Genomic DNA, 23,042 nt, shown 5'->3' on the forward strand with positions numbered 1-23,042 from the left:
CAAGCATGGCCGATGGACGATGTATGGTCGATCACCGCCCCACCGATCGCGTGGCGGGGATGTCGGCGGCAGGCGTTAGAATCGAACCGCAGTCCACGCTCTCCGACCGCGCCTCGACGGGCGGTCGAAGTCGTGCGCAGGGGGAAGAATTTCAGCAGTGGAATCCGTCAGGAGCAAGGTGACCAGTACCGATGTCGACACCGACCGCCGAATCGGATCGGGTGCGCCGCTGCGCGCATGGCAGCGGCGGGCGCTGACCCGCTATCTGACGTCGAGTCCGACCGACTACCTCGCGGTCGCCACGCCCGGCGCCGGAAAGACCACCTTCGGTCTCCGCGTCGCCGCCGAACTGCTCGCCGACCGCACGGTGGAGCGTGTCACCGTCGTCGCTCCGACCGAGCACCTGAAGCATCAGTGGGCGGCCTCGGCGGCGCGTAACGGCATCGCCCTGGATCCGAACTTCTCGAACTCGACGGGGTCGACGAGTGCCGACTTCGACGGCGTCGTCCTCACCTACGCGCAGGTGGCCGCCCACCCCTACCGTCATCGGGTCCGCACCGAGCAGTACCGGACGCTGGTGATCCTCGACGAGATCCACCACGGCGGCGACGCGAAGTCGTGGGGCGACGGCATCCGCGAGGCGTTCGGGGACGCCACCCGCAGGCTGGCGCTCACCGGTACGCCGTTCCGATCGGACGACTCGCCGATCCCGTTCATCACCTACGAACCCGAACCCGGCGGCGGTCAGCGTTCGCGCGCCGACAGCACCTACGGCTACTCCGAGGCGCTGCGCGACGGCGTCGTCCGCCCCGTCGTGTTCCTCGCCTACTCGGGCGAGGCGAGCTGGCGGACCAGCGCGGGCGAGGAGTTCACCGCGCGCCTGGGCGAGCCGCTCTCGGCCGAGCAGACCGCCCGCGCCTGGCGCACCGCACTCGACCCCCACGGCGACTGGATCTACGCGGTGTTCACGGCGGCGCACCGCAGGCTGATGAGACTGCGTGAGTCGGGGGTCCCCGACGCGGGCGGTCTGGTGATCGCCACCGATCAGCAGAACGCGCGCGACTACGCCGATCTGCTGCACTCGCTCACCGGCACGAAGCCGACCGTCGTGCTGTCCGACGATCCGAAGTCGTCCTCGCGCATCGAGGAGTTCTCCAATTCGACCGACGAATGGATGGTGGCCGTCCGCATGGTGTCCGAGGGCGTCGACGTCCCGCGCCTGTCGGTCGGCGTGTACGCGACGAACGCGTCGACCCCGCTGTACTTCGCCCAGGCGATCGGCCGGTTCGTCCGGTCGCGGCGCCCGGGGGAGACCGCGAGCGTCTTCCTGCCGTCGGTTCCGGTGCTCCTGCAACTGGCGAGCGAGTTGGAAGCCGAACGCGACCACGTGCTCGGCAAGCCGCACCGTGAGTCCGACGGCCTGGACGACGCGCTGGTGACCGAGGCCAACAAGCGCAAGGACGAGCCCGGCGAGGAGGAGAAGTCGTTCCAGTCGCTGCACGCCGACGCCGAACTCGACCAGGTGATCTACGACGGCTCGTCGTTCGGCACCTCGACGCTCGTCGGCTCGGACGAGGAATCCGACTATCTCGGGTTGCCCGGGCTGCTCGACGCGGATCAGGTGCGCACTCTGCTGCAGCAGAGACAGGCGCAGCAGGTGACCAACCGGAGTGCCCCGGCAGTGCGTCCCGCGGACGATCAGGCGGCCAGGAACGCCCCGAACGCGGCGGAGCGGAGCACCGGCGAGAATCTGATGGGTCTGCGCAAGGAGCTCAACACGCTCGTCGCCCTGCACAATCAGCGGACCGGCAAGCCGCACTCGCAGATCCACGGCGAACTGCGCAGCCGAGTCGGCGGTCCGCCGACGGCGATGGCGACCGCCGAGCAGCTCCGAGAGCGGATCAGCGCGCTGCGGTCCTGGAAGTAGACCCGCGGCCGGCGAACAGACGACGACGAACAGCAAACGGCGAATAGACGACGAGAGGCGAGCCGGAAACCGGCTCGCCTCTCGTTCGCCCTGAAGGCGTCGTCGCGCCTAGGCGTCGACGGCCACCACGGCACCCATCTCGATCAGTCGGGCCTCATGGTCGTTGTAGTGGTGGCGGCAGAAGAGGAGCTCTCCGCCCGTGGGCAGTTCGGCCCGGACCTTCGCCGCGGCGCTGCACCGATCGCAGCGATCGGCGGCGGTCAAACCGGTGGAGACGACAGTGTCGGGCGTTGCGATGTCAGGCATGGCTTCCTCCGTCCCTTCAAATGGCGGATCCTTGGCGATCCGCCATGGCTACACCTTGTCAGACGTACGGGGAGGAGTATTTGTTCCCCGGGGATCTCGGGTGTGTCGCGTCGCACAGGACTCGACTCCGGTTCGGCGGGAGCCGGAGTCGAGACCGGCGTCTAGTCCAGATAGTCGCGCAGGACCTGTGAGCGGCTCGGGTGACGCAGCTTGCTCATGGTCTTCGACTCGATCTGGCGGATGCGCTCACGGGTGACGCCGTACACCTGACCGATCTCGTCGAGGGTCCGGGGCTGACCGTCGGTGAGACCGAAGCGCAGCCGGACGACGCCCGCCTCGCGCTCGGACAGCGTGTCGAGGACGTCCTGGAGTTGGTCCTGCAGGAGGGTGAAGCTCACCGCGTCGACCGCGACGACCGCTTCGGAGTCCTCGATGAAGTCGCCGAGCTGGCTGTCGCCCTCGTCGCCGATCGTCTGGTCCAGGGAGATCGGCTCACGCGCGTACTGCTGGATCTCCAGCACCTTCTCGGGCGTGATGTCCATCTCCTTGGCGAGCTCCTCCGGGGTGGGCTCGCGGCCCAGGTCCTGAAGCAACTCGCGCTGGATGCGGCCGAGCTTGTTGATGACCTCGACCATGTGCACCGGGATGCGGATGGTGCGCGCCTGGTCGGCCATGGCGCGGGTGATGGCCTGACGGATCCACCAGGTGGCGTACGTCGAGAACTTGTAGCCCTTGGTGTAGTCGAACTTCTCGACGGCGCGGATCAGACCCAGGTTGCCCTCCTGGATGAGGTCCAGGAACGCCATACCGCGACCGGTGTAGCGCTTGGCCAGGGAGACCACGAGGCGCAGGTTGGCCTCGAGCAGGTGGTTCTTGGCGCGGTTGCCGTCGCGGGAGATCCAGGAGAGGTCGCGTCGCTGGGCGACGGTCAGCTTCTCGCCGGACTCCATGATGCGCCGCATGCGCTCGGTCGAGTACAGGCCGGCCTCGATCCGCTTGGCGAGTTCGACCTCCTCCTCGGCGTTGAGCAGCGCGACCTTGCCGATCTGCTTGAGGTAGGCACGGACCGAGTCGGCCGACGCGGTGAGCTCGGCGTCCTTGCGAGCCTGGCGGAGAGCCTCGGACTCCTCCTCGTCCCACACGAAGTCGCCGGACTTCTCCTCGTCGCCCTTGGCCTTGCCGCCCTTGGCTCGGCCCTTGCCCTTGGCGGGCTTCTCGTCCTCGACGACCAGGTCCTCGTCGGCCAGATCGATGTCGGCGTCGTCGACGTCGTCCAGATCGGCGGGACCGTTGTCCAGATCGACGTTGTCGTCGGCGGGCGCAGCCGCCTTCTTGGCGCCCGCGCGTTTGGTCGGCGCCTTCTTCGCGGCGGTCTTCTTCGCCGCGGTCTTCTTGGCGACTGCCTTCTTGGCAGGCGCCTTCTTCGCGGCGGTCTTCTTCGCCGGCGCCTTCTTGGCGGGTGCCTTCTTAGCAGCGGGCGCAGAATCGCCTGCGGCTTCGACGGATGCGTCGGGTGACTGTGTGGTTGCCACGTACAACCTTTCGACTGATCTCACGGGGCGGCACGGCGGAACGGGACCTCGATGAGAGGCCGTAGCGCCGTGAGCGAAGGGGCTTGAGGCTTCGGTGCGGGACCGACGTGTTCCATTGTAACTCTCGTGGCCGCGAACCTCACACGACCAGACCCTCGCCAACGGCCATTGCAGCGCCTACTATGCCCGCGGTGTTGCGAAGACTCGCCGCGATCACCGGCGTGTCGACGGTCAGCATCGGGATCCAGATGTCGGCCTTGCGGCTGATCCCGCCGCCCACGACGAACAGGTCGGGGGAGAAGATCTTCTCGTAGTGGGCCAGGACCCGCGACACCTTGCCCGACCACTTGCGATAGCTCCAGCCCTTGTCCTCGCGGACCTTGGCCGACGCGCGCGCCTCGGCGATGCGGCCGCCGACCTCCAGGTGTCCGAACTCGGTGTTCGGCACCAGATCGCCGTCGTGGAAGAGCGCGGACCCGATACCGGTGCCGAATGTCAGGAGGATCACGGTGCCCTCGGTCAGTTCGGGTCGCCCGCCGTAACGGACTTCGGCGATTCCGGCGGCGTCCGCGTCGTTGAGCCCGGCCACCGTGCGTCCGCCGAGATGCCTGCCGAACAGGTTCTGGATTCCGGTGCCGTCCCAGGACGGGTCGATGTTGGCCGCCGAACGGACCACGCCGTCGCGCACCACTCCGGGAACGGTCAGTCCCACCGGACCGGTCCAGCCGAAGTGCTCGGTGATCTCGCGGCACGTGCGGGCCACCGCATCCGGGGTCGCCGGCTGCGGTGTCGAGATGCGGCGCCGATCGCCGACCAGCGAACCGGTGCGCAGATCGACGATCGCGCCCTTGACACCCGAACCGCCGATGTCGATGCCGAATCCGAGCTGCGGCGCGGGGGAGTGCGTGCTGTCGGCACCGAGATAGGAGACGGTGGAACCGGTGGCGGGCGACGGACTGTCGGTCATCGCGGACTCGCTTTCGTATGCATGGGAAGCGCCGGGCGGCGGCAAGCGTTCTCGCAGCACACAGTAGGCCACTTTCGGTGCGCCGTAGACTCGAGATCGTGACTGACTCCTCGCATCGCGCCGCCGACCTCGCCGCCGTCGCTCGTTCGGTCGCCGAAGCAGCCGCCGACCACGTCCGCGCCCGCCGCGGCGAACTCTTCGCCCCCTCGGGCACGCGCACCGGCGACGACGCGGTGTCGGCCAAGTCGACGCCCACCGATCCGGTGACCGTCGCCGACACCGAGACCGAGGCGTTGATCCGACGTCTGTTGACCGAACGCCGTCCCGGCGACGAGATCCTCGGCGAGGAGGCGGGCGGCAGCGTCACGGTCCCGGACGGGGTGCGGTGGGTGGTCGACCCGATCGACGGCACGGTGAACTTCATGTACGGGATTCCGGCGTACGCGGTGTCGGTCGCCGCGCAGATCGACGGGCGCTCGGTGGCCGGTGCCGTCGTCGACGTCGCGCGGGGAGTGACGTACTGGGCGTGGCTGGGCGGCGGCGCATACTCGTGTGCCGGGACGGCGGAGCATCCCGTGCATGAACCGATCCGACTGCGCGCCAACCCGATCGACGACGTGGCCTTCGCCCTGGTCGCCACCGGGTTCGCCTACAACGCGAGCCGTCGGGCCCACCAGGGCGCACTGATGGCGCGCCTGCTGCCGCGCGTACGGGACCTGCGCCGAATCGGTGCGGGTGCGCTGGACCTGTGCCTGGTGGCCTCCGGCGCGGTCGACGCCCACATCGAGCACGGATTGAGTCCGTGGGACTGGGCGGCGGGTGGACTGATCGCCGCGGAGGCCGGCGCCCACGTGGTGTTGCCGCCCGCCGATTCGCGTTCGTCGGACGGCGACGCGACGATCGCCGCGGCACCCGGGATCGCCGACGAGTTCCTCGGTCTGCTCGCCGAGATCGGAGCCACCGCGCCGCTGCCCGAGTGATCGCCCGGCCGGGCCTTCGGATTCAGCAGGGCTGGTTGTGGACCGCGTCGAGCAGCGACGCGTCGACGGCGGACTGCTTCTGGTTCGGCGCCGCCACGCGCAGCGCCTCGATCGCGGCCTGTGCGTCCTGGCTGGGCTGGGTGGCGGTGTAGTACTCGCCGAGCGCCAGATCGACGTCCGATCCGTCCCGGCCGTCGTCGACCAACTGAGCGCATGGCGCCGCCAGCCACACGGCCGCGGCCGCGGCCCGACCCTGCGGACCGAACCGGATCTGCGCGACGCAGTGGAGGTCGCGCTGGGTGTAGACGGTGTCGTCGGCGTAGGCCGGATCGGCGGCACGGAAGCCGAGCGAGACCAGATCGTCGCTCACCGACTGCGCCGAACCGCGTTCGGCCGCCGAATTCAGGACTCGCACGCCGAACGCGGACAGGGGCGCCGGTCCGACGCCGAGCATGTCGGCCTTTCCGACCGCCGACATCTTCGCCGGATCGGCGATGTTGCAGTCGGTGGGGTACGACTCGTCGTCGCCTCCGGTGAACGCGAAGATCCACGTCGCGGCGGCGATGACGGCGAGCACCGTCACGACGATCAGTCCCGGGCGCAGGTTGCGACGGAGGAACGGTCGACCCTTCGCGTCGGTGGTGTAGCCGGTGGCGATTTTCGAGACCACGTCGCGGGCACCTTCTCTCTTCCAGGCTCGGTCTCTGGCCACTCTAATCGTGTGCGCGGCCGGCGAGTACTGTGGCGCGCCGGACGCCGCGAACCCGCGAACGTGTAGTACAAACAGATGAACACGGAGCGCTTGTTGACGAACCGGTATCCATCACCTAGAATTCGGGCGCCCAAGGTCATACATGTTTGGGAAATCGCATGGCGTGGCGGGCCACAAGTCCGTCGCCCCAGCACGATTGGCCTCCCGGGAATAAACCAAGCACGTTCAGCGATGAACGACCGGACACCAGCACAACGAGACGAACTCAGGCAGGCAGACAATGGCAACTGACTACGACGCGCCACGGCGGACCAACGACGATGATCTCGCGGAGGACTCGCTTGAAGAACTGAAGGCGCGCCGGAACGAGGCGCAGTCGGGCGACGTGGACGTCGACGAAGGCGATACCGCGGAGTCGTTCGAACTGCCGGGTGCGGATCTCTCGGGTGAAGAGCTGTCGGTGCGCGTCGTCCCCAAACAGGACGACGAGTTCACCTGCACCAGCTGCTTCCTCGTGTACCACCGCAACCGGCTGGCCGAGCAGAACGGCAACGAGCTGATCTGTGTGGACTGCGCCTGAGCGCGGTCCGCTCCACGAGACCGAACACCGCACGCCGACGCCGCGCAGGGATCATCCCTGGGCGGCGTCACTCATCTGCAGCGCCGCCAAGACCTTCTCCGGGTGACGCGTGGAGATCAGCCAATACGGGGTCGGATCGTCCGGGTCGTCGAGGACCAGCAGGACCATCGACTTGATCCACGCGTGATGCATCACATACGCCGCCGGGTCGAGCTGACGACCCATCGCAGCGCTCTTGGCCGACGGCGCGATGGCCGCGCCGCGCGCGATGACCTCGCGCGGGAGAACCGCCTTGTTCGCGTGGACGGCGCCGTCGGCGTCCACGGCCACCTTCGGCCGCCCCATCGACCAGATGCCCCAGCCGATCAGGATCGCCAGCACCGGGAACGCCGCCCACGACCACGCCTGATGATAGGCGGCCAGACGGATCTCGTAGCCGAGCACCGCCGTCAACACGGCGCCGATGAGCCACCACCACCACGGAGCGGTCAGGCGTTCGGTGTACAGATCACGGCGCGGCGAGCCGCTCGAGGCAGATTCGGTCACGTACCCCAGGTTAGTCGGCGGGGCGGCTAGTAATCTGCGGGGGTGACCACCCACAGCACTTCCGACACCTGCCCTCCGCTGCGAATCCGACGCCTCGACCCCGACCTGCCGTTGCCGGTGCGCGCGCACTCCGGCGACGCGGGCGTCGACCTCTACGCCGCCACCGATCTCGTGCTGGCGCCGGGCCGTCGTCAGCTGGTCGGCACTGGTGTCGCGATCGCCCTGCCGCACGGAACCGTCGGTCTCATCCACCCGCGATCAGGTCTCGCGGCGCGCGCCGGACTGTCGATCGTGAACACTCCGGGCACGATCGACGCCGGGTACCGCGGTGAGATCAAGGTGTGCCTGATCAACCACGACCCGGACACCCCGATCACCATCGCCCGCGGCGACCGCATCGCCCAGCTGATCGTCCAGCGCGTCGAGCTGCCCGAACTCGTCGAGGTGGACGAACTCGACGACACCGACCGCGGTGCGGGCGGGTACGGCTCCAGCGGCGGACATGCGATTCTGCACGACGGGACCACCTCGAACGGGAAGGCACAGGGATGAGTGAGAAGAACCGGGTCGGCGAGGCCGGCGGACCCTACGACATCGACGACCTGGCCGATGCCGTCGGCGATCTGGCCAACTCCCATCTGGATCTGGGCTCGGTCCTCATGCCGGTGGTCGAGGGCGGACAGGTCACAGTCGAGATGTCGGCGGACCACCAGCCGGAAGCGGTGTACCTGGTGACACCCGTCGGCCGGATCGGCATCCACGCGTTCGCGGCGCCCCGCAGCGGCGGTCTGTGGCGCGAAGTGGTGCGCGAACTCGCCGAGTCGCTGCGCGCCGACGGCGCCACCACGTCGATCGTCGACGGTCACTGGGGTCGCGAGGTGGTCGCGGAGGTCCCCGGCGGGCAGCATCGCTTCATCGGCGTCGACGGTCCGCGCTGGATGGTGCGCTGCGTGGCCAGCGGACCCGACCAGGCGGGGGAACAGCTGGCGCAACTGGCCCGCGCGGTGCTCGCCGAGACCGTCGTGCGTCGCGGCGATCAGCCGTTCCCGCCGCGCGAGGTGCTGCCGATCGTTCTGCCCCCGGTGCTGGCCGAGCAGGTCGCGGCCGCACAGCAGCAACAGGAGGAGCAGACCGCGGCGGAGCCGCTCTCGTCACCGCTGACCGACGCGCCCCCGGTCGCCGACGACACCGTCGACGCGGTTCATCCGGGCGGCGCCGTCGCGCAGAGCGCGAGTGCCACCGTCTTCAGCGAGGCGCCCGATGAGGCGGACACGGCGGCCGACGTCCCCGTCGAGGAGTTCGAGGAGGAGCGGACGGCAGAGGCCGTCGAGGCCGAGCCGTCCCGGGGCTCGGCTCTGTCTCGGCTGCGCCGCAGGCGCAGTCGATAGCGGGCGAAGACCTCCGCTACCGCGCGCACGCGCGGAGCCACGCGCTCCAGCAGGCGTCGCCGAGGCGTCGTTCGTCCGGGCCGAACGCCGACAGGGGCGTTTCCACGAGAGCGGCGCGCGGGGCGGCGTCGACCCAGGCGCGTCCGACACTCGCCGGGTGCAGCGGATCGTCGGGCGCCACGGCCACGCCGAGCGGCACCCGCAGCCCGGCGATGTCGGCGAGCGTCGGTGCGGTGAACGTCGACGCGGCTCGCAGTTGGTCGACCAGACCGCGCCCGTGCAGTGACCGCCACGATCGGCTCAGTTCGGCGCCGAGCCAGTCCGGGCTGGTCGCCACCATGGCGTCGATCGTCGCGTCGAGTCCGTCGCGGTCCAGGCCGTCGGCGGTGAGCCGGGCCGACGCGGCGGCGATCGAACCGTCCGGGGCGCCCGACCACGGCGGGAGTGCGGCCAGGACGCCGTCGCAGTGGTCGGCGTTGCGCTCGTCGAGCGCCCAGCGCAGGGCAACCGCGGCACCGATCGACACGCCGCCGACGACGACGCGCTCACCGCGCGCGACGTGGGCGTCGATCCGCGACAGATAGTCCGGGACGAGGTCGGCGGTCGGTTCCAGACAGGTCGGTTCGAGGCCTGCGGCGCGCGCCGCGGGGCCGAAGACCCGGGCGACGAAGTCGGCGTCCGACCCTGTGCCGGGCATCACGATCACGGTGGTCATACGACCATGGTGCACGCGGGGTAGGCTGAGGACGAAAGCGATTCACTACTGGATGCCCGGAGGATGTCCGATGGCGAACACGGGTCTGCTCAAGCGGCTGGGCAAGATGCTCACCGAGGACCTCGAGAACGTCGAGGAGGAGCGCGTACAGCGCGAGTCCGAGGCGGCCAACGTCGAACGCGCGACCGGCGCCCAGTGCGCGCGGGACTGCAGCCGCGGCGACGAGGCCGTCATGATCGGTGAACTCCGGTCGGTCGAGACGTGTTCGCGCAACACGCACTCGGGTGTCCGCGCCGAGTTCTTCGACGGTACCGACACCGTCCTGCTCAAGTGGATGGGGCGCAACCGCATCCCGGGCATCGAACCCGGCCGTCGCCTCACAGTCCGCGGACGGGTGGCCAATGCGGACGGCATGAAGGTCGTCTACAACCCCGAATACGAGTTGCACGCGGACGAATAGCGCGCACGGGAAGGGCGGTTCCTCCGAGGAGGAACCGCCCTTCTGTCGTGGGTGCCGGGCGTCAGGTGGTGCTCAAGATCAGACTGGTGCCGAGTGTGATCAGCGCGGCGACCTTGACGATCTCGAAGCCGACGTACCAGAGATGGGCCGTGCTCCGCTGCTCCGGGACTTTGTCCGGGTCGGCCAGCACCTTGTCGGTGCGCCGCGAGAGGATCGGTCGGATCGTGACGATCTGGACGATCAATGCGGACACCGCCACTCCCACGGCGACGATCGCGGTGCCGGGCCAGCCGTCGCCGACGATCACGGCCACCACGACGGCGACCGCTCCGACGGCCTCCACCGAGTTCAACGCGCGGAACACGAGGCGACCGATGCCCAGGCCGAGCGGAATCGTGATGCCCGGCCCCTGGAACTTCAGCGGCGCCTCGATGAACGAGATGGCGGTGACCATGCCCAACCAGATGAAGGTGAGCGCCAGGACCAGGGCGAACGTCGCTGTCATCGAACTCCTCCGAAGGTCTCGAACTGGATGCGCTCGGCCGGGACCTCCTTGTCGACGAGCGCGTCACGGACCGACGACATGAAGCCCGCGGGTCCGCAGACGAGCGCGGTGGCCGCCGGGTCCACCGGTACGTCGGCGAGATCGATGTAGCCGATGCGCGTGGTGGGCTCGGCGCCGTCGACACCGTGCTCATACCACTGGTACAGGGTAGCGCCCGGCAACTGGGCGACGAGTTCGCCGAGTTCGCCGCGGTGCGGCTGGCGGGCGCGCGATCGGTCGGCGTGCATCACCTGGACGGGGCGGGTGTCGCCGGTGGCGACGAGGTGGTGCAGCACGCCGATCATCGGGGTGCAGCCGATGCCCGCCGACGCCAGGAGCAGCGGGCCGTCGTCCTCGGGGAGCGTCAGGTCGCCGTACGGGGTGCTCACGCGGAGTCCGTCGCCGTCGAAGGCGTGCTCGTGGAGCCAGGTCGACACCTCGCCGTCGAGCTTGACCGAGAAGCGCCACGTCGGGTCGCCGACCCTGCCGGTGAGGCTGTACTGGCGGATCTGGTCGGCGCCGTCGGCGAGCGGGACCTGGACCGAGATGTACTGGCCGGGGACGAATCCGGGCAGCGCAGACCCGTCGGTCGTGGCGACGGTGTACGACACGGCGTCGGGGGAGACCTGGTCGCGTTCGGTGATCGTGACGGTGCGCCAGACCTGACCGGGCTCGACTCCCGCGGCCGCGTACAGCTCGTTCTCACGGCCGATCAACACGTGCGCCATCTCCCAGTACAGCTCGTCCCATGCGGCGGCCACCTCGGGTGTCACCGCGTCGCCGAGCACCGCGACGATCGCGGCGAACAGATGCTTGTGCACGATCGGGTACTGATCGGCGACGATGCCCAGGGATGCGTGCTTGTTCGCGATCCGCTCGATGATCTCGCGCTGGGTCGCGGTGTCGTAGTCGAGCTGCAGCGTGGCGAACGCGGCGATCGAGCCGGCCAGCACCGAGGCCTGGGACCCGCTCTTCTGGTTGGTGCGGTTGAACAGGTCGTTCAGCAGTTCGGGGTGCTCGGCGAACATCCGGGGATAGAAGTCGCCGGTGATCTCCTCGATGTGTTCGGCGACGAGAGGGAGAGTCGCTTCGAGTATGACGCGGGTGTCGTTCGAGATCATGTCGACCAATTCCTAGAGTTCAGACGGGGCCGGGGGTTCCAGCGGCGGCGCATCACCGCCTGAATCGATCTGAACACGCGGGGCAGTCGGCCTACTACGCAACGTGGTAGAGGTCTCCTTGCATAACGCAAGGTCGGGACATACGGCGCGAAGACACCGGGCACAAAGGCCCAAGCCGGCCCGTCACACCGGCAGGCGCATCGCCTCGTGCAGCGGGGCCTCGGCCTCCTCCGGTGCGATGAAGACCAGTTCGTCGCCGCCTTCGAGGGCGTCGTCGGCCTCCGGCACGATGACCCGCTTGCCGCGGATGATGGCCACCAGGGCCACGTCGCGCGGCAGTTGCAGGCGACGCACCGCCTTGCCGGCCAGCGGAGTGTCGTCGGGCAGTGTCAGTTCGACGAGATTGGCCTGTCCCTGCCGGAAGGTCATCAGCCGGACCAGATCGCCGATCGAGACGGCCTCCTCGACGAGCGAGGCCAGCATTCGCGGCGTCGACACGGCGACGTCGACGCCCCAGTCGTCGTTGAACAGCCACTCGTTGCGCGGATCGTTGACGCGCGCGACCACCCGGCTCACCGCGAACTCGGTGGTCGCCAGCAGACTGACCACGAGGTTCGCCTTGTCGTCGCCGGTCGCCGCGACCATCACGTCGAAGGTCTGCAGCCCGGCGCGCTCGAGGTCCTCCAGCTCGCAGGCGTCCGCGTGGATCCAGGTCGCACCGTCGACCGACGTCGGGACGATGTGGTCGGGATCCCTCTCGAACAGCGTGACGTCGTGCTCGCTGAGCAGCAGTTCCCGGGCGATCGCGCGCCCCACTGCACCCGCCCCTGCGATGGCTACCTTCATGACCGGACCGACCTCATTCCTGGTACTCGGCGGCGGCGACGGCCCGCGCGTTGTCGACGTTCGACGAGATCGTCGCCACGTACAGTTCGTCGTCCTGCTGGATCACCGTGCGCTGTTCGGGCAGGATCGGCCGACCGAGCCGGTGCAGGAACGCGATGCGGGCGCCGGTCCGGTCCTGGAAGCGTTGTGCGTCCACGCCGACCCACGACTCGTGGACCTCGATCACGGCCATCACCAGCGATCCCGACGGATCGTGCCAGACCGGAGTCGTGGAGGTCTCGCCGAGCGCGGCGACGAAGCGCTCGGTGGTCCACGGCACCGTCGCGACGGTCGGGATGCCGAGCCGCTCGAACACGGCGGCGCGTTTGGCGTCGTAGATGCGGGCGACCACACGGTCGACGCCGAAGGTCTCCCGGGCCACCCGGGCCGAGATGATGTTGGAGTTGTCGCCGGAGGACACCGCGGCGAACGAGTCGCAGTCGGAGACGCCCGCTTCGGTCAGCACATCCCGGTCGAAACCGACACCGGTCACGGTTCGGCCGGTGAATCCGTCGCCCAGACGCCGGAACGCGTCCGGGTTGCGGTCGATGACGACCACCTCGTGTCCTCGGTCCGACATGGCCATGGCCAGGGCGGATCCGACTCGGCCGCAGCCCATGATGATCACTCGCACGCTGGGAGACGTTACTTCCCGGCGCGCCAAAACGCACCCTGGTGGTACGCGGAACGAGATGCGCCTAGTGTTGCTCCGTGTCCACGATGTCGAAGGTGTCGGTCGGCGCGAAGCGTCTCCTGCTCGGCCGCCCGTTCCGCAGTGACCGCCTAGGTCACACCCTCCTGCCCAAACGCATAGCCCTGCCGGTTTTCGCCTCCGATGCGATGTCGTCGGTGGCGTATGCGCCGCAGGAGATCTTCCTGGTCCTCTCGGTCGCCGGGATCAGCGCGTTCGCCTTCGCCCCGTGGGTGGCCCTCGCCGTCGCCGTCGTGATGGCGGTCGTCGTCGCGAGCTACCGGCAGAACGTCCACGCGTATCCGTCGGGCGGCGGCGACTACGAGGTCGCGACGGTGAACCTCGGACCGAACGCGGGTCTGACGGTGGCGGCGGCGCTCCTGGTCGACTACGTCCTGACCGTCGCGGTGTCGGTCACCTCGGCCGCCGAGAACATCGGCTCGGCGATCCCGTTCGTCCACCAGCACAAGGTGTGGTTCTGCGTCCTGGCGATCGCGTTGATCGCGGCCGTCAACCTGCGCGGCATCAAGGAGTCCGGCGCGGTCCTGGCGATCCCCACGTACGCGTTCATCGCCGGTATGGGCATCATGCTGGTCTGGGGCTTCGTGCAGATCTTCATCCTCGGCGACTCGGTGAAGGCCGAGACCAGCGACTTCCACGTCGTGGCCGAGAACAACGAACTCGTCGGCCTCGCGATGGTGTTCCTCGTCGCCCGCTCGTTCTCGTCGGGCTGTGCCGCACTCACCGGAGTCGAGGCCATCAGCAACGGCGTTCCGGCGTTCCAGAAGCCGAAGTCGCGCAACGCCGCGTCGACCCTGCTGATGCTGGGCGGGATCTCGATCCTGATGCTCGTCGGCATCGTCATGCTGGCGCAGGAGATCGGCGCCAAGTACGTGATGAATCCGGCGAAGGACCTGGCGGGCGCACCGGGCGGCTACCAGCAGAAGTCGATCATCGCCCAGCTCGCCGAGGCGGTCTTCCGCGGATTCCCGCCCGGCTTCTACATCCTCGCCGTCGTCACCGCGCTGGTCCTGATGCTCGCCGCGAACACCGCGTTCAACGGCTTCCCGGTCCTCGGCTCGGTGCTGGCCCAGGACCGCTACCTGCCGCGTCAGCTGCACACGCGCGGCGACCGTCTCGCCTTCTCCAACGGCATCGTGTTCCTCGCACTCGTCGCCATCGCGTTGGTGGTCGGCTTCGGCGCCGAGGTGACCTCGCTCATCCAGCTCTACATCGTCGGCGTGTTCGTCTCGTTCACGCTCAGCCAGACCGGCATGGTCCGACACTGGACGCGGCATCTGAAGACCGAGACCGATCCGGATGCGCGCATCCGGATGATCCGGTCCCGCATCATCAACGCGATCGGCATGGTGATGACCGCGACCGTGCTGGTGATCGTCCTGATCACCAAGTTCCGCGCGGGTGCGTGGATGGCGATCCTGGGGATGGTCCTGCTGTTCGTCCTGATGAAGCTGATCCATCGGCACTACTCGTCGGTGGAACGCGAACTGGAGAACGCCGACGACGGCGACGAGGTGCTGCCGAGCCGGACGCACTCGATCGTCCTCGTGTCGTCGCTGCACCTGCCGACGCGACGGGCCCTGCGCTACGCCCGCGCCACCCGGCCGGATGTACTCGAGGCCGTGACGGTGAACGTCGACGACCGGAACACCCGCAAGCTCGTCTCCGAATGGGAGGCCAGCGATATCACCATGCCGCTCAAGGTGGTGGCCTCGCCGTACCGTGAGATCACCCGCCCCATCATCAGTTATGTGCGGCGACTGCGTCGCGAGTCGCCGCGCGACGTCATCACCGTGTTCATCCCCGAATACGTCGTCGGGCACTGGTGGGAGCAGATCCTGCACAATCAGTCGGCGCTGCGGCTCAAGACGAGGCTGCTGTTCGAGCCGGGCGTCATGGTGACCTCGGTGCCGTGGCAGCTGACGTCGTCGGAGAATCGCGGCAAACGCATGCAGACCCAGTACGTCGCACCCGGCGACGTGCGACGCGGCTTCACCTCGGAGGACCGGAAGCAGTGAGCGATCTCGACCTCGACGTCACCGGATACGCGAACGGCGGGGCGGGGGTCGCACGCCACGACGGGCGTGTGATCTTCGTCGCGGGCGCCCTGCCCGGCGAGCGGGTCCGCGCACACATCGTCGACGACCGGAAGGCCTCGTTCGCCCGTGCCGTCGTCGCGGAGGTGCTCGACGCCAGCGCGCACCGGGTGGCCGCGGCGTGCCCGGCGGCCGCGGCGGGCGCGGGCTGCTGCGACCTGTCGTTCGTCGAGCCTGCGTACGCCCGGGAACTGGCCGCCGGCGCGCTCGGCGACGTGCTGGCGCGGATCGGCGGCTTCGGTGTCGACGCCCCCGCGGCACCGGCGGTGGAGACGCTCGGCGACCAGTCGACCCGGTGGCGGGTCCGGACCCGACTGGCCGTGGGAGCCGACGGCGCGGTCGGGCTGCGCGCTCACCGATCGTCGACGCTGGTGACGCAGCCGTGCGCGGCTCCGGTGGACGGGCTGCTCGACGGTCTGACCGACCTCGGTGCCGCACCCGGCTCCGAACTGGTGCTGGCCGCGGACGCCGACGGACTCCGTCACGCCGTCGAGCTCGCACCGCCCGCGGGCGGCGGTCGCCGCACGGACCGGCGGGGTCGCGCCCAGCGGGCCCGTGCCCACACCACGCGGAGGCGCACGGTGCGGACGCTGGCCGGCGACGACCGGGTCGAGCACCGGGTCGGCGCTCGCTCGTGGTCGGTTCCGGTGACCGGCTTCTGGCAGGCGCACCGCGAGGCGCCCGCGGTCTACTCGCGGACCGCGGCGGACCTGCTCGCTCGCGTCGGTGTGACCGGCGACGTCCGCGTCTGGGATCTGTTCGGCGGCGCCGGGGTGTTCACCGCCGCTTTGTGCGACGCCGACCGCGGCTTCACCGTGACGGCCGCCGACATCGTCGATACCGATCCGGACGCGCTCGCCGCCGCCGAACACACCCTCGCCGACGTCCCGGTCGCCGTGCATCGCGGCGATGTCGCGGCCCTCGTCGCCGGACTCGATCGTCCCGACGTGGTGATCGCCGATCCGCCGCGATCCGGCGACGGCGCCGAGGTGGTGGACGCCGTCGTCGCCGCGGAGCCCTCGGCCGTCGTGCAGGTCGGTTGCGACGCGGCGTCGTTCGCCCGCGACCTGGGGCGGTTCGCCGCGCAGGGCTATCGGGTCCGGGCCTGGCGCGGGTTCGACGCGTTCCCGATGACCCATCACGTGGAGGCGATGGCGGTGCTCACCCGGTGAACGCAGTCCGTAGACTGGTCGAGATCGTCAGAAGACTCTAGGGAGGGACCGCACATGGGCGTGCTGGATCGAGTGAATTCACCGGCTGATGTGCGAGCGTGCTCGCCTGCCGAGCTCGGACAGCTCGCCTCGGAGATCCGCACCTTCCTCATCGAGAAGGTGGCGGCGACCGGCGGCCATCTGGGCCCGAACCTCGGCGTCGTCGAACTGACCCTGGCGATCCACCGCGTGTTCGAATCGCCGATCGATCCGATCCTCTTCGACACCGGCCACCAGAGCTACGTGCACAAGATCGTGACCGGCCGCAAGGACAGGTTCGACACGCTGCGCCAGCGCGACGGCCTCACCGGCTACCAGGATCGGACCGAGAGTCCGCACGACTGGATCGAGTCGTCGCACGCCTCGGCCGCCCTGTCGAACGCGGACGGGCTGTCGAAGGCGTTCGAACTCGCCGCGAACACCCCCGGGCACCTGTCGGCGGCCGATCGCGACCGCACCGTCGTCGCCGTGGTCGGCGACGGCGCGCTGACCGGCGGCATGTGCTGGGAGGCGCTGAACAACATCGCCGACGGCGAGCGCTCCGTCGTGATCGTCGTCAACGACAACGGTCGCTCGTACGCGCCGACGATCGGCGGTCTGGCGAAGAACCTGTCGGCCCTGCGTCTGCAGCCCGGTTACGAGCGGCTGCTGGAGACCGGGCGACGCCGCCTGCGCAAGGTCCCGATCGTCGGCGACGCGACCTACGCGGTGCTGCACGGGATGAAGAGCGGTGTCAAAGACCTGGTGTCTCCGCAGGCCATGTTCGCCGACCTCGGTCTCAAGTACGTCGGACCGGTCGACGGCCACGATCTCGGCGCCCTCGAGGCCGCACTGCGTCGCGCCAAGGCGTTCGGCGGACCGGTGATCGTGCACACCGTGACCCGCAAGGGCATGGGCTACGCCCCGGCCGAGGCCGACGAGGCCGAACAGATGCATTCCACCGGGAAGATCGATCCGGCCACGGGCAAGGCGACGTCGGTGTCGGCGAAGGACTGGACCTCGGTGTTCTCCGATGCGCTCGTCGCCGAGGGCGAACGTCGGCCGGAGGTGGTCGCGATCACCGCGGCGATGCCCGGACCCACCGGACTCGTCCAGTTCGGCGACCGGTTCCCGAACCGCATGTTCGACGTCGGCATCGCCGAGCAGCACGGCATGGCGTCGGCCGCCGGTCTCGCGCTCGGCGGCATGCACCCGGTGATCGCGATCTACGCGACCTTCCTCAACCGAGCGTTCGACCAGCTGCTGATGGACGTCGCGCTGCTGAAGCTGCCGGTGACCGTCGTCCTGGATCGTTCCGGTCTCACCGGTCCCGACGGCCCGAGCCACCACGGCATGTGGGATCTGTCGCTGATGGCACTGGTGCCCGGGATGCGCGTCGCGGCACCGCGCGACGCCCTGCGCGTCACCGAGGAGTTGTCGGAGGCGCTCGACGCCGCCGACGGTCCCACCGCGCTGCGCTATTCGAAAGGTGCGGTGCCCGAGGATATTCCGGCCGTGCGTCGACTGCACGACGGCGTCGACGTCCTGGCCGCGGGCCCGGAGTCGGGCTCGGACGTCCTGATCGTCGGCGTGGGCGCGTTCGCGCAGCTCGCGCTCGACACCGCCGAGCAGCTGGCGGAGCACTCGGTGACGGCCACCGTCGTCGATCCGCGCTGGGTGCTGCCGGTCCCGGACTCGATCGCGACCCTGGCGCGGGATCATCGCCTCGTCGTGACGATGGAGGACGGCGGTGTGCAGGGCGGTGTCGGATCGGCCGTCGTGCGGTCCCTCGCGGATGCGGGCGTCACCACGCGCGTGCGTCAGTACGGTGTGCCGCAGCAGTTCGTCACCCACTCCTCGCGCGACGAGCTTCTCGCCGACTTCGGCCTCACCGCACCGGACCTCGCCGAGAGCATCGCGAAAGACCTGGCGTAGGGGCTCGGCCCCGGCAGGGGTCTACGCCACGCCCGCCAAGGCCGCCGCGATCGGATCCGCGGAGAGTTCGACCTGCCACGGTCGGGCGCCCAACTCGGCGAGCCGAGTGGCGACGGTCTCGTCGTCGCGCACACCGAACCAGCACAGGTCGCGCACGACGGCAGGCGTCAGGAGGTTCTCCGGCGCGATGCCGAGCGACTCGGCGAGCTCTTTGACGGCGGGGCGGACCGCCTTCGCGCGGGCGGCGGGCACCGGATGCTTCGGCTCCCAGCGGTTGATCGGCGGCACGCCGGTCTGCGGCGCCTTCTTCGGCGGCAGATCGGCGTCGTCGAGTGCGCGCGCCCTGTTGACGGCGGCCATCCAGGTGCCCGCCTGCCGACGCTGCCGGGGTCCGCCGAAGACCGGCAGCGCGGTCAGTTCGGCGGAGTTGCGGGGCGCCGACGTGACGGCGTTGACGATCGCGGAGTCGGGCAGGACGCGGCTCGGCGCGATGTCGCGCCGCTGAGCGATCTCCTCCCGCGCGGTCCACAGTTCACGGACCGTCGCCAACTGGCGCTGCGATTTGAGATTGTGGATGCCGGATGTGCGACGCCACCGGTCGGTCTTCGGTTCGGCGGGCGGCCGAGCCAGAACCGCGGCGAACTCCTGGGCCGCCCACTCCTGCCGTCCGGCCTCGCGCAGCGCGGCGTTCACCGCGTCGCGCAGTTCGATGAGCACTTCCACGTCGAGTGCCGCGTAGTTCAACCAGTCGGCCGGCAGCGGACGTTTGGACCAGTCGGCCGCACCGTGGCCCTTGGCCAGCCCCAGGTGCAGGAACTCGGCGACCATCGCGGCCAGGTTCACTTTGGGGACGCCGAGGAGCCGACCGGCGAGCTCGGTGTCGAAGACCGTCTCGCAGACGAAGCCGAGTTCGCGGAGGCAGGGAAGGTCCTGGTCGGCGGCGTGCAGGATCCACTGCGGGCCGGTCATCGCGTCGATCACCGGGCGCAGGGCGTCGGGATGGTCGATCGGGTCGAGCAGGAAGCTTCCGGCTCCGGTGCGGCGCAGCTGAATCAGATAGGCGCGCTGAGAGTATTTGAATCCGCTGGCGCGTTCGGTGTCGACGGCGATGGGGCCGGTGCCCGCGGCCAGGCGGGCCGCGACGTCGGCGAACTCGTCGGGGGTGGACAGGACCGCGGGCACGCCCTCGCGGGGGGCGGTCAGCGCGACGACGGGAACATCGGGCGACGGGGCGGGATCGGTCACGGCGGCTCAGACCGTGCCGAGCGACGCCACGCCGGCGGGCGGCAGACCGGCGACGGACGCCACGACTTCACAGAACGCTTCGAGATGGCCGGTCAGATCGCCGTCGGTGGCCGTCCACGACGCGCGCAGCTCGAGCTGATGCGACTGCGGCGGGCCCGCGATGTCGCCGTAGCGCACCGACGTCGTCGCCGTCACGGTTCCGCCGAGCGCGCGCACCATCGGCACCTCGCTGCCGAACGGGGGAGTCGACTCCGTCTCGCCGTCGGCGACACCGAGTTCTTCGGCTAGCCAGCTCCAGGCCACCTGGGGCAGCAGCGGATCGGCGGCCAGGGCGGCCTCGACTTCGGCCTGGATGTATGCGACGAGGCGGAACGTCCCGTTCCACGCGTCCTGCCCGTCCGGGTCGTACAGCAGCACGAGACGTCCGAACGAACTGCCTGCGGAGTCCGCGGGCAGCTGCGCCGGGTCGGCGGTGTCGGGCGAGCGCACTTCCACGCCGAGGGCGTAGCTGTAGGGTGCGAGACGCTGCGGGGGACGGATCGAACCGACCTCGATCTCCGGCCGCACCGATGCAGCGTGCAGCGACTGCACCGCTACGCGGAACTCGGCAGGCTCCGTAGGAGCTCCAGAACTGGTCACGGCCGTCAGGTTAGGCCCCGCATCGGCTCGGGTGGCGGAGGCGCGCCGGGAATACGGGGTGTGAGCCGATCCGATGCGTCGAGGATGGCACAGTGAACACATGACTACGGTGCGTGCCCGTCGAACTCCGACCGAAATGCCGCTGATCGCCGCCGCGACAGGCGCTGTTCCCTCCCGCCGACCCGTCTGGTTCATGCGCCAGGCCGGCCGTTCCCTGCCCGAGTACCGTGCGATCCGTGCCGATCGTGGAATGCTCGAATCCTGCTTCGACGCCGACCTCGTCGCCGAGATCACCATGCAGCCGGTGCGCCGTCACGACACGGATGCGGCGATCCTGTTCTCCGACATCGTCGTACCGCTCAAGGCCGCAGGTGTGGATCTGGACATCGTGCCCGGCACGGGACCGGTGATCGCGTCACCGGTGCGGACCGCCGCCGACGTCGCCGCGCTCGATCGTCTCGAACCCGACCAGGTCGGCGCGGTGAACGCGGCGATCGGGCGGCTCCTCACCGAACTCCCGTCGACGGTCGCGCTGATCGGTTTCGCCGGCGCTCCGTTCACCCTCGCGTCGTACCTGATCGAGGGCGGCCCGAGCCGCACGTACGAGAACACCAAGAGGATGATGCTCGGCGATCCCGAGCTGTGGCACACCCTGATGGGACATCTGACCGATGTGACGATCGCGTTCCTGCGCGCCCAGATCGATGCGGGCGTCGACGCCGTCCAACTGTTCGACTCGTGGGCGGGCACCCTGTCGGAGGCGTCCTACGAGGCGTTCGTCGCACCGCACGCGACGCGGGTGATGGCCGAGATCGAAGGCTACGGCGTGCCCCGCATCCACTTCGGCGTCGGCACCGGCGAACTGCTGGCGGCGATGACCCGCGTGGGCACCGATGTGATCGGCGTCGACTGGCGCATCCCGCTCGACGTGGCCGCCGAGCGCGTCGGCCGCGACGTCGCGATCCAGGGAAACCTCGATCCGACGGCGTTGCTCGCCGGTCGCGACGTGGTCCGGCGTGAACTGACCCGGATCATCGACGAGGGCGAACGCGCCGTCGCGGCGGGCACTCCCGGTCACATCGTCAATCTCGGCCACGGCGTCCTGCCGAACACCGAGGCGGACGCGATCACGCACGCCGTCGAACTGATCCACTCGCTGTGAGCGGGCGCGTCGCCGTCGTCGGTGCGGGCGTCTCGGGGCTGACCGGCGCCTACGACCTCCGCCGCGGACTCGGCGACGACGCGCACATCGACGTCTTCACCGCCGAGTCGACGCCCGGCGGGCTGCTCCGCGCGGCGACGGTCGGCGGAGTGTCGATGGACGTCGGCGCGGAGGCGTTCATCGTGCGGCGGCCCGAGGCGCTCGACCTGGTCACCGAACTCGGTCTCGCCGATCAGATCGTGTCGCCGGGCGGTCTGCGCCCGGCCGTGTGGTCGGACGGACGGCTGCACCCGCTGCCCGCGCCCGCTCTGATGGGCGTACCGGCGACGGCCGACGCCCTCGGCTCGCTGATCGACGACGACGCGCGCCGTGTGATCGACACCGAATCCGATCGGCCGATGGACTGGACGGTGGGCGCGGACGTGTCGGTCGGGGAGTTCGTCGCCGAGCGGTTCGGCGACGCCGTGGTGGCCCGCAGCGTCGACCCGATGCTGGGCGGAGTGTATTCGGCCCTGGCCCGCGACCTCGGCGTGCGGGAGGCGATTCCGGCGCTGGCCCAGGCACTGGACGCGGGGGCGCCGTCGTTGACGGCGGCCGTCGCGCGGGTCACCGGCCGGCCGGCCGGATCGGGGCCGGTGTTCGGCGCCCTGCGCGGCGGATACCGGATGCTCGTCGACTCGCTGATCGGGGCGGCGCGTCCGTCCGTGCACACGGGTGTCGCAGTGCGCGGCGTCCGGGCCGCCGGACGTCGCTTCGACCTCGACGCCGACACGTCGATCGACACGACGGGTTACGACGCCGTGCTCGTGGCCGCGCCCGTCTGGGCGGCCGCCGAACTGCTGACCGAGGTGGCCGCCGAGGCCGCGACGGGTTTCGGCCGGGTGCGTGCCGCGGGTTCGGCGGTGGTCGCCGTCGCCGTCGACGGACCGACTCCGGAGCATTCGGGTGTCCTGGTGGCATCCGACGCCGACCTGTCCCTCAAGGCGATCACCTTGAGCAGCCGCAAATGGCCGCACCTGGCCGGGGGCGATCACGCGGTGCTGCGGGCCTCCTTCGGCAGGCTCGGGCAGCCGGTGACCGCCGACGACGCCGATCTCGTGCACCGGGCAACCGCCGATCTGGGCACCGTGTTCGACGCCGCCGGACTTCCGGCGCCGACCGTCGTCGACGCGACCGTCCAACGCTGGCCCGCCGGCCTGCCGCATTACGGTCCCGGACACCTCGCGGCCATGGCCTCGGCGTCCGCCGCCCTTCCGGACGGCGTCGCCGTCGCCGGGTCGGGCTATCGCGGGGTGGGCGTGCCCGCGTGCATCGGCACCGCGCGCGACGGGGCCGAAAGACTCCTACGGCACGTGAACGCGCTCACCTGACCGTGATCGGCGATTCGCGCGGTGGCACGA

General features: G+C 69.9%; 23 protein-coding genes. 11 read left to right on the forward strand and 12 right to left on the reverse strand.

All coding sequences use genetic code 11. The features are described from left to right. The first annotated feature begins 178 nt into the window (after nt 1-178). Complete coding sequence (locus BKA16_RS13660; RefSeq protein ID WP_183371158.1) at nt 179-1,927, forward strand: DEAD/DEAH box helicase family protein; 1,749 nt, start codon at nt 179-181, stop codon at nt 1,925-1,927. A 108-nt stretch (nt 1,928-2,035) separates the two neighbouring features. On the opposite strand, the gene BKA16_RS13665 is transcribed toward BKA16_RS13660, so the two are convergent. The 3 genes from BKA16_RS13665 to ppgK all read right to left on the reverse strand — a co-directional run bounded on the left by BKA16_RS13665 (nt 2,036) and on the right by ppgK (nt 4,732). Next, a complete protein-coding gene (locus BKA16_RS13665) occupies nt 2,036-2,233 on the reverse strand; it encodes a DUF7455 domain-containing protein (RefSeq protein ID WP_183371159.1) in 198 nt (65 codons plus the stop codon). Nucleotides 2,234-2,394: 161 nt separating this feature from the next. Then, nucleotides 2,395-3,765 carry an RNA polymerase sigma factor gene (locus BKA16_RS13670; protein WP_183371160.1) on the reverse strand — a complete coding sequence of 457 codons (1,371 nt, stop codon included), beginning with the start codon at nt 3,763-3,765 and terminating at the stop codon, nt 2,395-2,397. Between the two features lie 139 nt (nt 3,766-3,904). Then, nucleotides 3,905-4,732, reverse strand: a complete 828-nt coding sequence (gene ppgK / locus BKA16_RS13675) for a polyphosphate--glucose phosphotransferase (protein WP_183371161.1) — start codon at nt 4,730-4,732, stop codon at nt 3,905-3,907. Nucleotides 4,733-4,830: 98 nt separating this feature from the next. On the opposite strand from ppgK, the gene BKA16_RS13680 reads away from it, so the two are divergent. Continuing rightward, nucleotides 4,831-5,712 (forward strand): inositol monophosphatase family protein, encoded by an 882-nt coding sequence (locus tag BKA16_RS13680; RefSeq protein WP_343067423.1) that lies wholly within the window; start codon nt 4,831-4,833, stop codon nt 5,710-5,712. A 22-nt stretch (nt 5,713-5,734) separates the two neighbouring features. On the opposite strand, the gene cei is transcribed toward BKA16_RS13680, so the two are convergent. Further along, nucleotides 5,735-6,382 carry an envelope integrity protein Cei gene (cei, locus tag BKA16_RS13685; RefSeq protein WP_183371163.1) on the reverse strand — a complete coding sequence of 216 codons (648 nt, stop codon included), beginning with the start codon at nt 6,380-6,382 and terminating at the stop codon, nt 5,735-5,737. A gap of 322 nt (nt 6,383-6,704) precedes the next feature. On the opposite strand from cei, the gene BKA16_RS13690 reads away from it, so the two are divergent. Next, a complete protein-coding gene (locus tag BKA16_RS13690) occupies nt 6,705-7,004 on the forward strand; it encodes a DUF4193 domain-containing protein (protein ID WP_183371164.1) in 300 nt (99 codons plus the stop codon). A 51-nt stretch (nt 7,005-7,055) separates the two neighbouring features. Here BKA16_RS13690 and BKA16_RS13695 read toward each other — a convergent pair whose 3' ends face one another. After that, a complete protein-coding gene (locus tag BKA16_RS13695) occupies nt 7,056-7,550 on the reverse strand; it encodes a DUF3093 family protein (protein ID WP_183371165.1) in 495 nt (164 codons plus the stop codon). A gap of 42 nt (nt 7,551-7,592) precedes the next feature. On the opposite strand from BKA16_RS13695, the gene dut reads away from it, so the two are divergent. Together dut and BKA16_RS13705 are read left to right on the forward strand one after the other, a co-directional pair. Beyond that, complete coding sequence (gene dut / locus BKA16_RS13700) at nt 7,593-8,102, forward strand: dUTP diphosphatase (protein ID WP_183371166.1); 510 nt, start codon at nt 7,593-7,595, stop codon at nt 8,100-8,102. Beyond that, a complete protein-coding gene (locus BKA16_RS13705) occupies nt 8,099-8,938 on the forward strand; it encodes a DUF3710 domain-containing protein (RefSeq protein ID WP_183371167.1) in 840 nt (279 codons plus the stop codon). Before dut ends, BKA16_RS13705 begins: the two co-directional genes overlap by 4 nt. 16 nt (nt 8,939-8,954) lie before the next feature. Here BKA16_RS13705 and BKA16_RS13710 read toward each other — a convergent pair whose 3' ends face one another. Continuing rightward, nucleotides 8,955-9,653, reverse strand: a complete 699-nt coding sequence (locus BKA16_RS13710) for an alpha/beta fold hydrolase (RefSeq protein ID WP_183371168.1) — start codon at nt 9,651-9,653, stop codon at nt 8,955-8,957. Nucleotides 9,654-9,723: 70 nt separating this feature from the next. Between BKA16_RS13710 and BKA16_RS13715 the strand changes: the two genes are divergently transcribed. Then, nucleotides 9,724-10,113, forward strand: a complete 390-nt coding sequence (locus BKA16_RS13715; RefSeq protein WP_183371169.1) for an OB-fold nucleic acid binding domain-containing protein — start codon at nt 9,724-9,726, stop codon at nt 10,111-10,113. 61 nt (nt 10,114-10,174) lie between these two features. Here BKA16_RS13715 and BKA16_RS13720 read toward each other — a convergent pair whose 3' ends face one another. From BKA16_RS13720 to BKA16_RS13735, 4 genes are all read right to left on the reverse strand, one after another. Continuing rightward, nucleotides 10,175-10,618, reverse strand: coding sequence for a hypothetical protein (locus BKA16_RS13720; protein ID WP_183371170.1), 444 nt, complete (start codon nt 10,616-10,618; stop codon nt 10,175-10,177). Next, on the reverse strand, nt 10,615-11,778 hold the full coding sequence (locus BKA16_RS13725) for a globin domain-containing protein (RefSeq protein WP_183371171.1): 1,164 nt from the start codon (nt 11,776-11,778) through the stop codon (nt 10,615-10,617). Before BKA16_RS13725 ends, BKA16_RS13720 begins: the two co-directional genes overlap by 4 nt. A gap of 183 nt (nt 11,779-11,961) precedes the next feature. After that, entirely contained in the window at nt 11,962-12,624 is a 663-nt protein-coding gene (locus tag BKA16_RS13730; RefSeq protein WP_183371172.1) for a potassium channel family protein, read from the reverse strand. A gap of 13 nt (nt 12,625-12,637) precedes the next feature. Further along, a complete protein-coding gene (locus BKA16_RS13735; RefSeq protein WP_183371173.1) occupies nt 12,638-13,297 on the reverse strand; it encodes an NAD-binding protein in 660 nt (219 codons plus the stop codon). Nucleotides 13,298-13,374: 77 nt separating this feature from the next. Between BKA16_RS13735 and BKA16_RS13740 the strand changes: the two genes are divergently transcribed. Genes BKA16_RS13740 through dxs form a run of 3 tightly spaced genes read left to right on the forward strand, consistent with a single transcriptional unit; the run spans nt 13,375 to nt 18,596 of the window. After that, nucleotides 13,375-15,393: an amino acid permease gene (locus tag BKA16_RS13740; protein ID WP_183371174.1), complete on the forward strand. Its 2,019-nt coding sequence runs from the start codon at nt 13,375-13,377 to the stop codon at nt 15,391-15,393. Then, entirely contained in the window at nt 15,390-16,643 is a 1,254-nt protein-coding gene (locus BKA16_RS13745; RefSeq protein WP_183371175.1) for a class I SAM-dependent RNA methyltransferase, read from the forward strand. Before BKA16_RS13740 ends, BKA16_RS13745 begins: the two co-directional genes overlap by 4 nt. 54 nt (nt 16,644-16,697) lie before the next feature. Further along, complete coding sequence (gene dxs / locus BKA16_RS13750; protein WP_183371176.1) at nt 16,698-18,596, forward strand: 1-deoxy-D-xylulose-5-phosphate synthase; 1,899 nt, start codon at nt 16,698-16,700, stop codon at nt 18,594-18,596. A 21-nt stretch (nt 18,597-18,617) separates the two neighbouring features. Here dxs and BKA16_RS13755 read toward each other — a convergent pair whose 3' ends face one another. Continuing rightward, nucleotides 18,618-19,841 (reverse strand): HRDC domain-containing protein, encoded by a 1,224-nt coding sequence (locus tag BKA16_RS13755; protein ID WP_183371177.1) that lies wholly within the window; start codon nt 19,839-19,841, stop codon nt 18,618-18,620. Nucleotides 19,842-19,847: 6 nt separating this feature from the next. Continuing rightward, on the reverse strand, nt 19,848-20,480 hold the full coding sequence (locus BKA16_RS13760) for a DUF3000 family protein (protein ID WP_183371178.1): 633 nt from the start codon (nt 20,478-20,480) through the stop codon (nt 19,848-19,850). Nucleotides 20,481-20,616: 136 nt separating this feature from the next. Here BKA16_RS13760 and hemE point away from each other — a divergent pair, with 136 nt between their 5' ends. Together hemE and hemG are read left to right on the forward strand one after the other, a co-directional pair. Next, nucleotides 20,617-21,642, forward strand: coding sequence for a uroporphyrinogen decarboxylase (gene hemE, locus BKA16_RS13765; protein ID WP_183373069.1), 1,026 nt, complete (start codon nt 20,617-20,619; stop codon nt 21,640-21,642). After that, the gene (gene hemG, locus BKA16_RS13770) at nt 21,639-23,012 is read left to right on the forward strand and encodes a protoporphyrinogen oxidase (protein WP_183371179.1); all 1,374 of its coding nucleotides are present in this window, start codon (nt 21,639-21,641) and stop codon (nt 23,010-23,012) included. Before hemE ends, hemG begins: the two co-directional genes overlap by 4 nt. Nucleotides 23,013-23,042: the final 30 nt, after the last annotated feature.

It is taken from the genome of Gordonia humi, assembly GCF_014197435.1.
Classification (GTDB): domain Bacteria; phylum Actinomycetota; class Actinomycetes; order Mycobacteriales; family Mycobacteriaceae; genus Gordonia; species Gordonia humi.

Coding starts and splice junctions, on each gene's coding strand:
- BKA16_RS13710 (WP_183371168.1), bottom strand. CDS start 9,653: ATGACCACCGTGATCGTGATGCCCGGCACAGGGTCGGACGCCGACTTC.
- BKA16_RS13690 (WP_183371164.1), top strand. CDS start 6,705: ATGGCAACTGACTACGACGCGCCACGGCGGACCAACGACGATGATCTC.
- BKA16_RS13730 (WP_183371172.1), bottom strand. CDS start 12,624: ATGAAGGTAGCCATCGCAGGGGCGGGTGCAGTGGGGCGCGCGATCGCC.
- ppgK (WP_183371161.1), bottom strand. CDS start 4,732: ATGACCGACAGTCCGTCGCCCGCCACCGGTTCCACCGTCTCCTATCTC.
- BKA16_RS13725 (WP_183371171.1), bottom strand. CDS start 11,778: ATGATCTCGAACGACACCCGCGTCATACTCGAAGCGACTCTCCCTCTC.
- dxs (WP_183371176.1), top strand. CDS start 16,698: ATGGGCGTGCTGGATCGAGTGAATTCACCGGCTGATGTGCGAGCGTGC.
- BKA16_RS13665 (WP_183371159.1), bottom strand. CDS start 2,233: ATGCCTGACATCGCAACGCCCGACACTGTCGTCTCCACCGGTTTGACC.
- BKA16_RS13705 (WP_183371167.1), top strand. CDS start 8,099: ATGAGTGAGAAGAACCGGGTCGGCGAGGCCGGCGGACCCTACGACATC.
- BKA16_RS13715 (WP_183371169.1), top strand. CDS start 9,724: ATGGCGAACACGGGTCTGCTCAAGCGGCTGGGCAAGATGCTCACCGAG.
- BKA16_RS13720 (WP_183371170.1), bottom strand. CDS start 10,618: ATGACAGCGACGTTCGCCCTGGTCCTGGCGCTCACCTTCATCTGGTTG.
- hemE (WP_183373069.1), top strand. CDS start 20,617: ATGCCGCTGATCGCCGCCGCGACAGGCGCTGTTCCCTCCCGCCGACCC.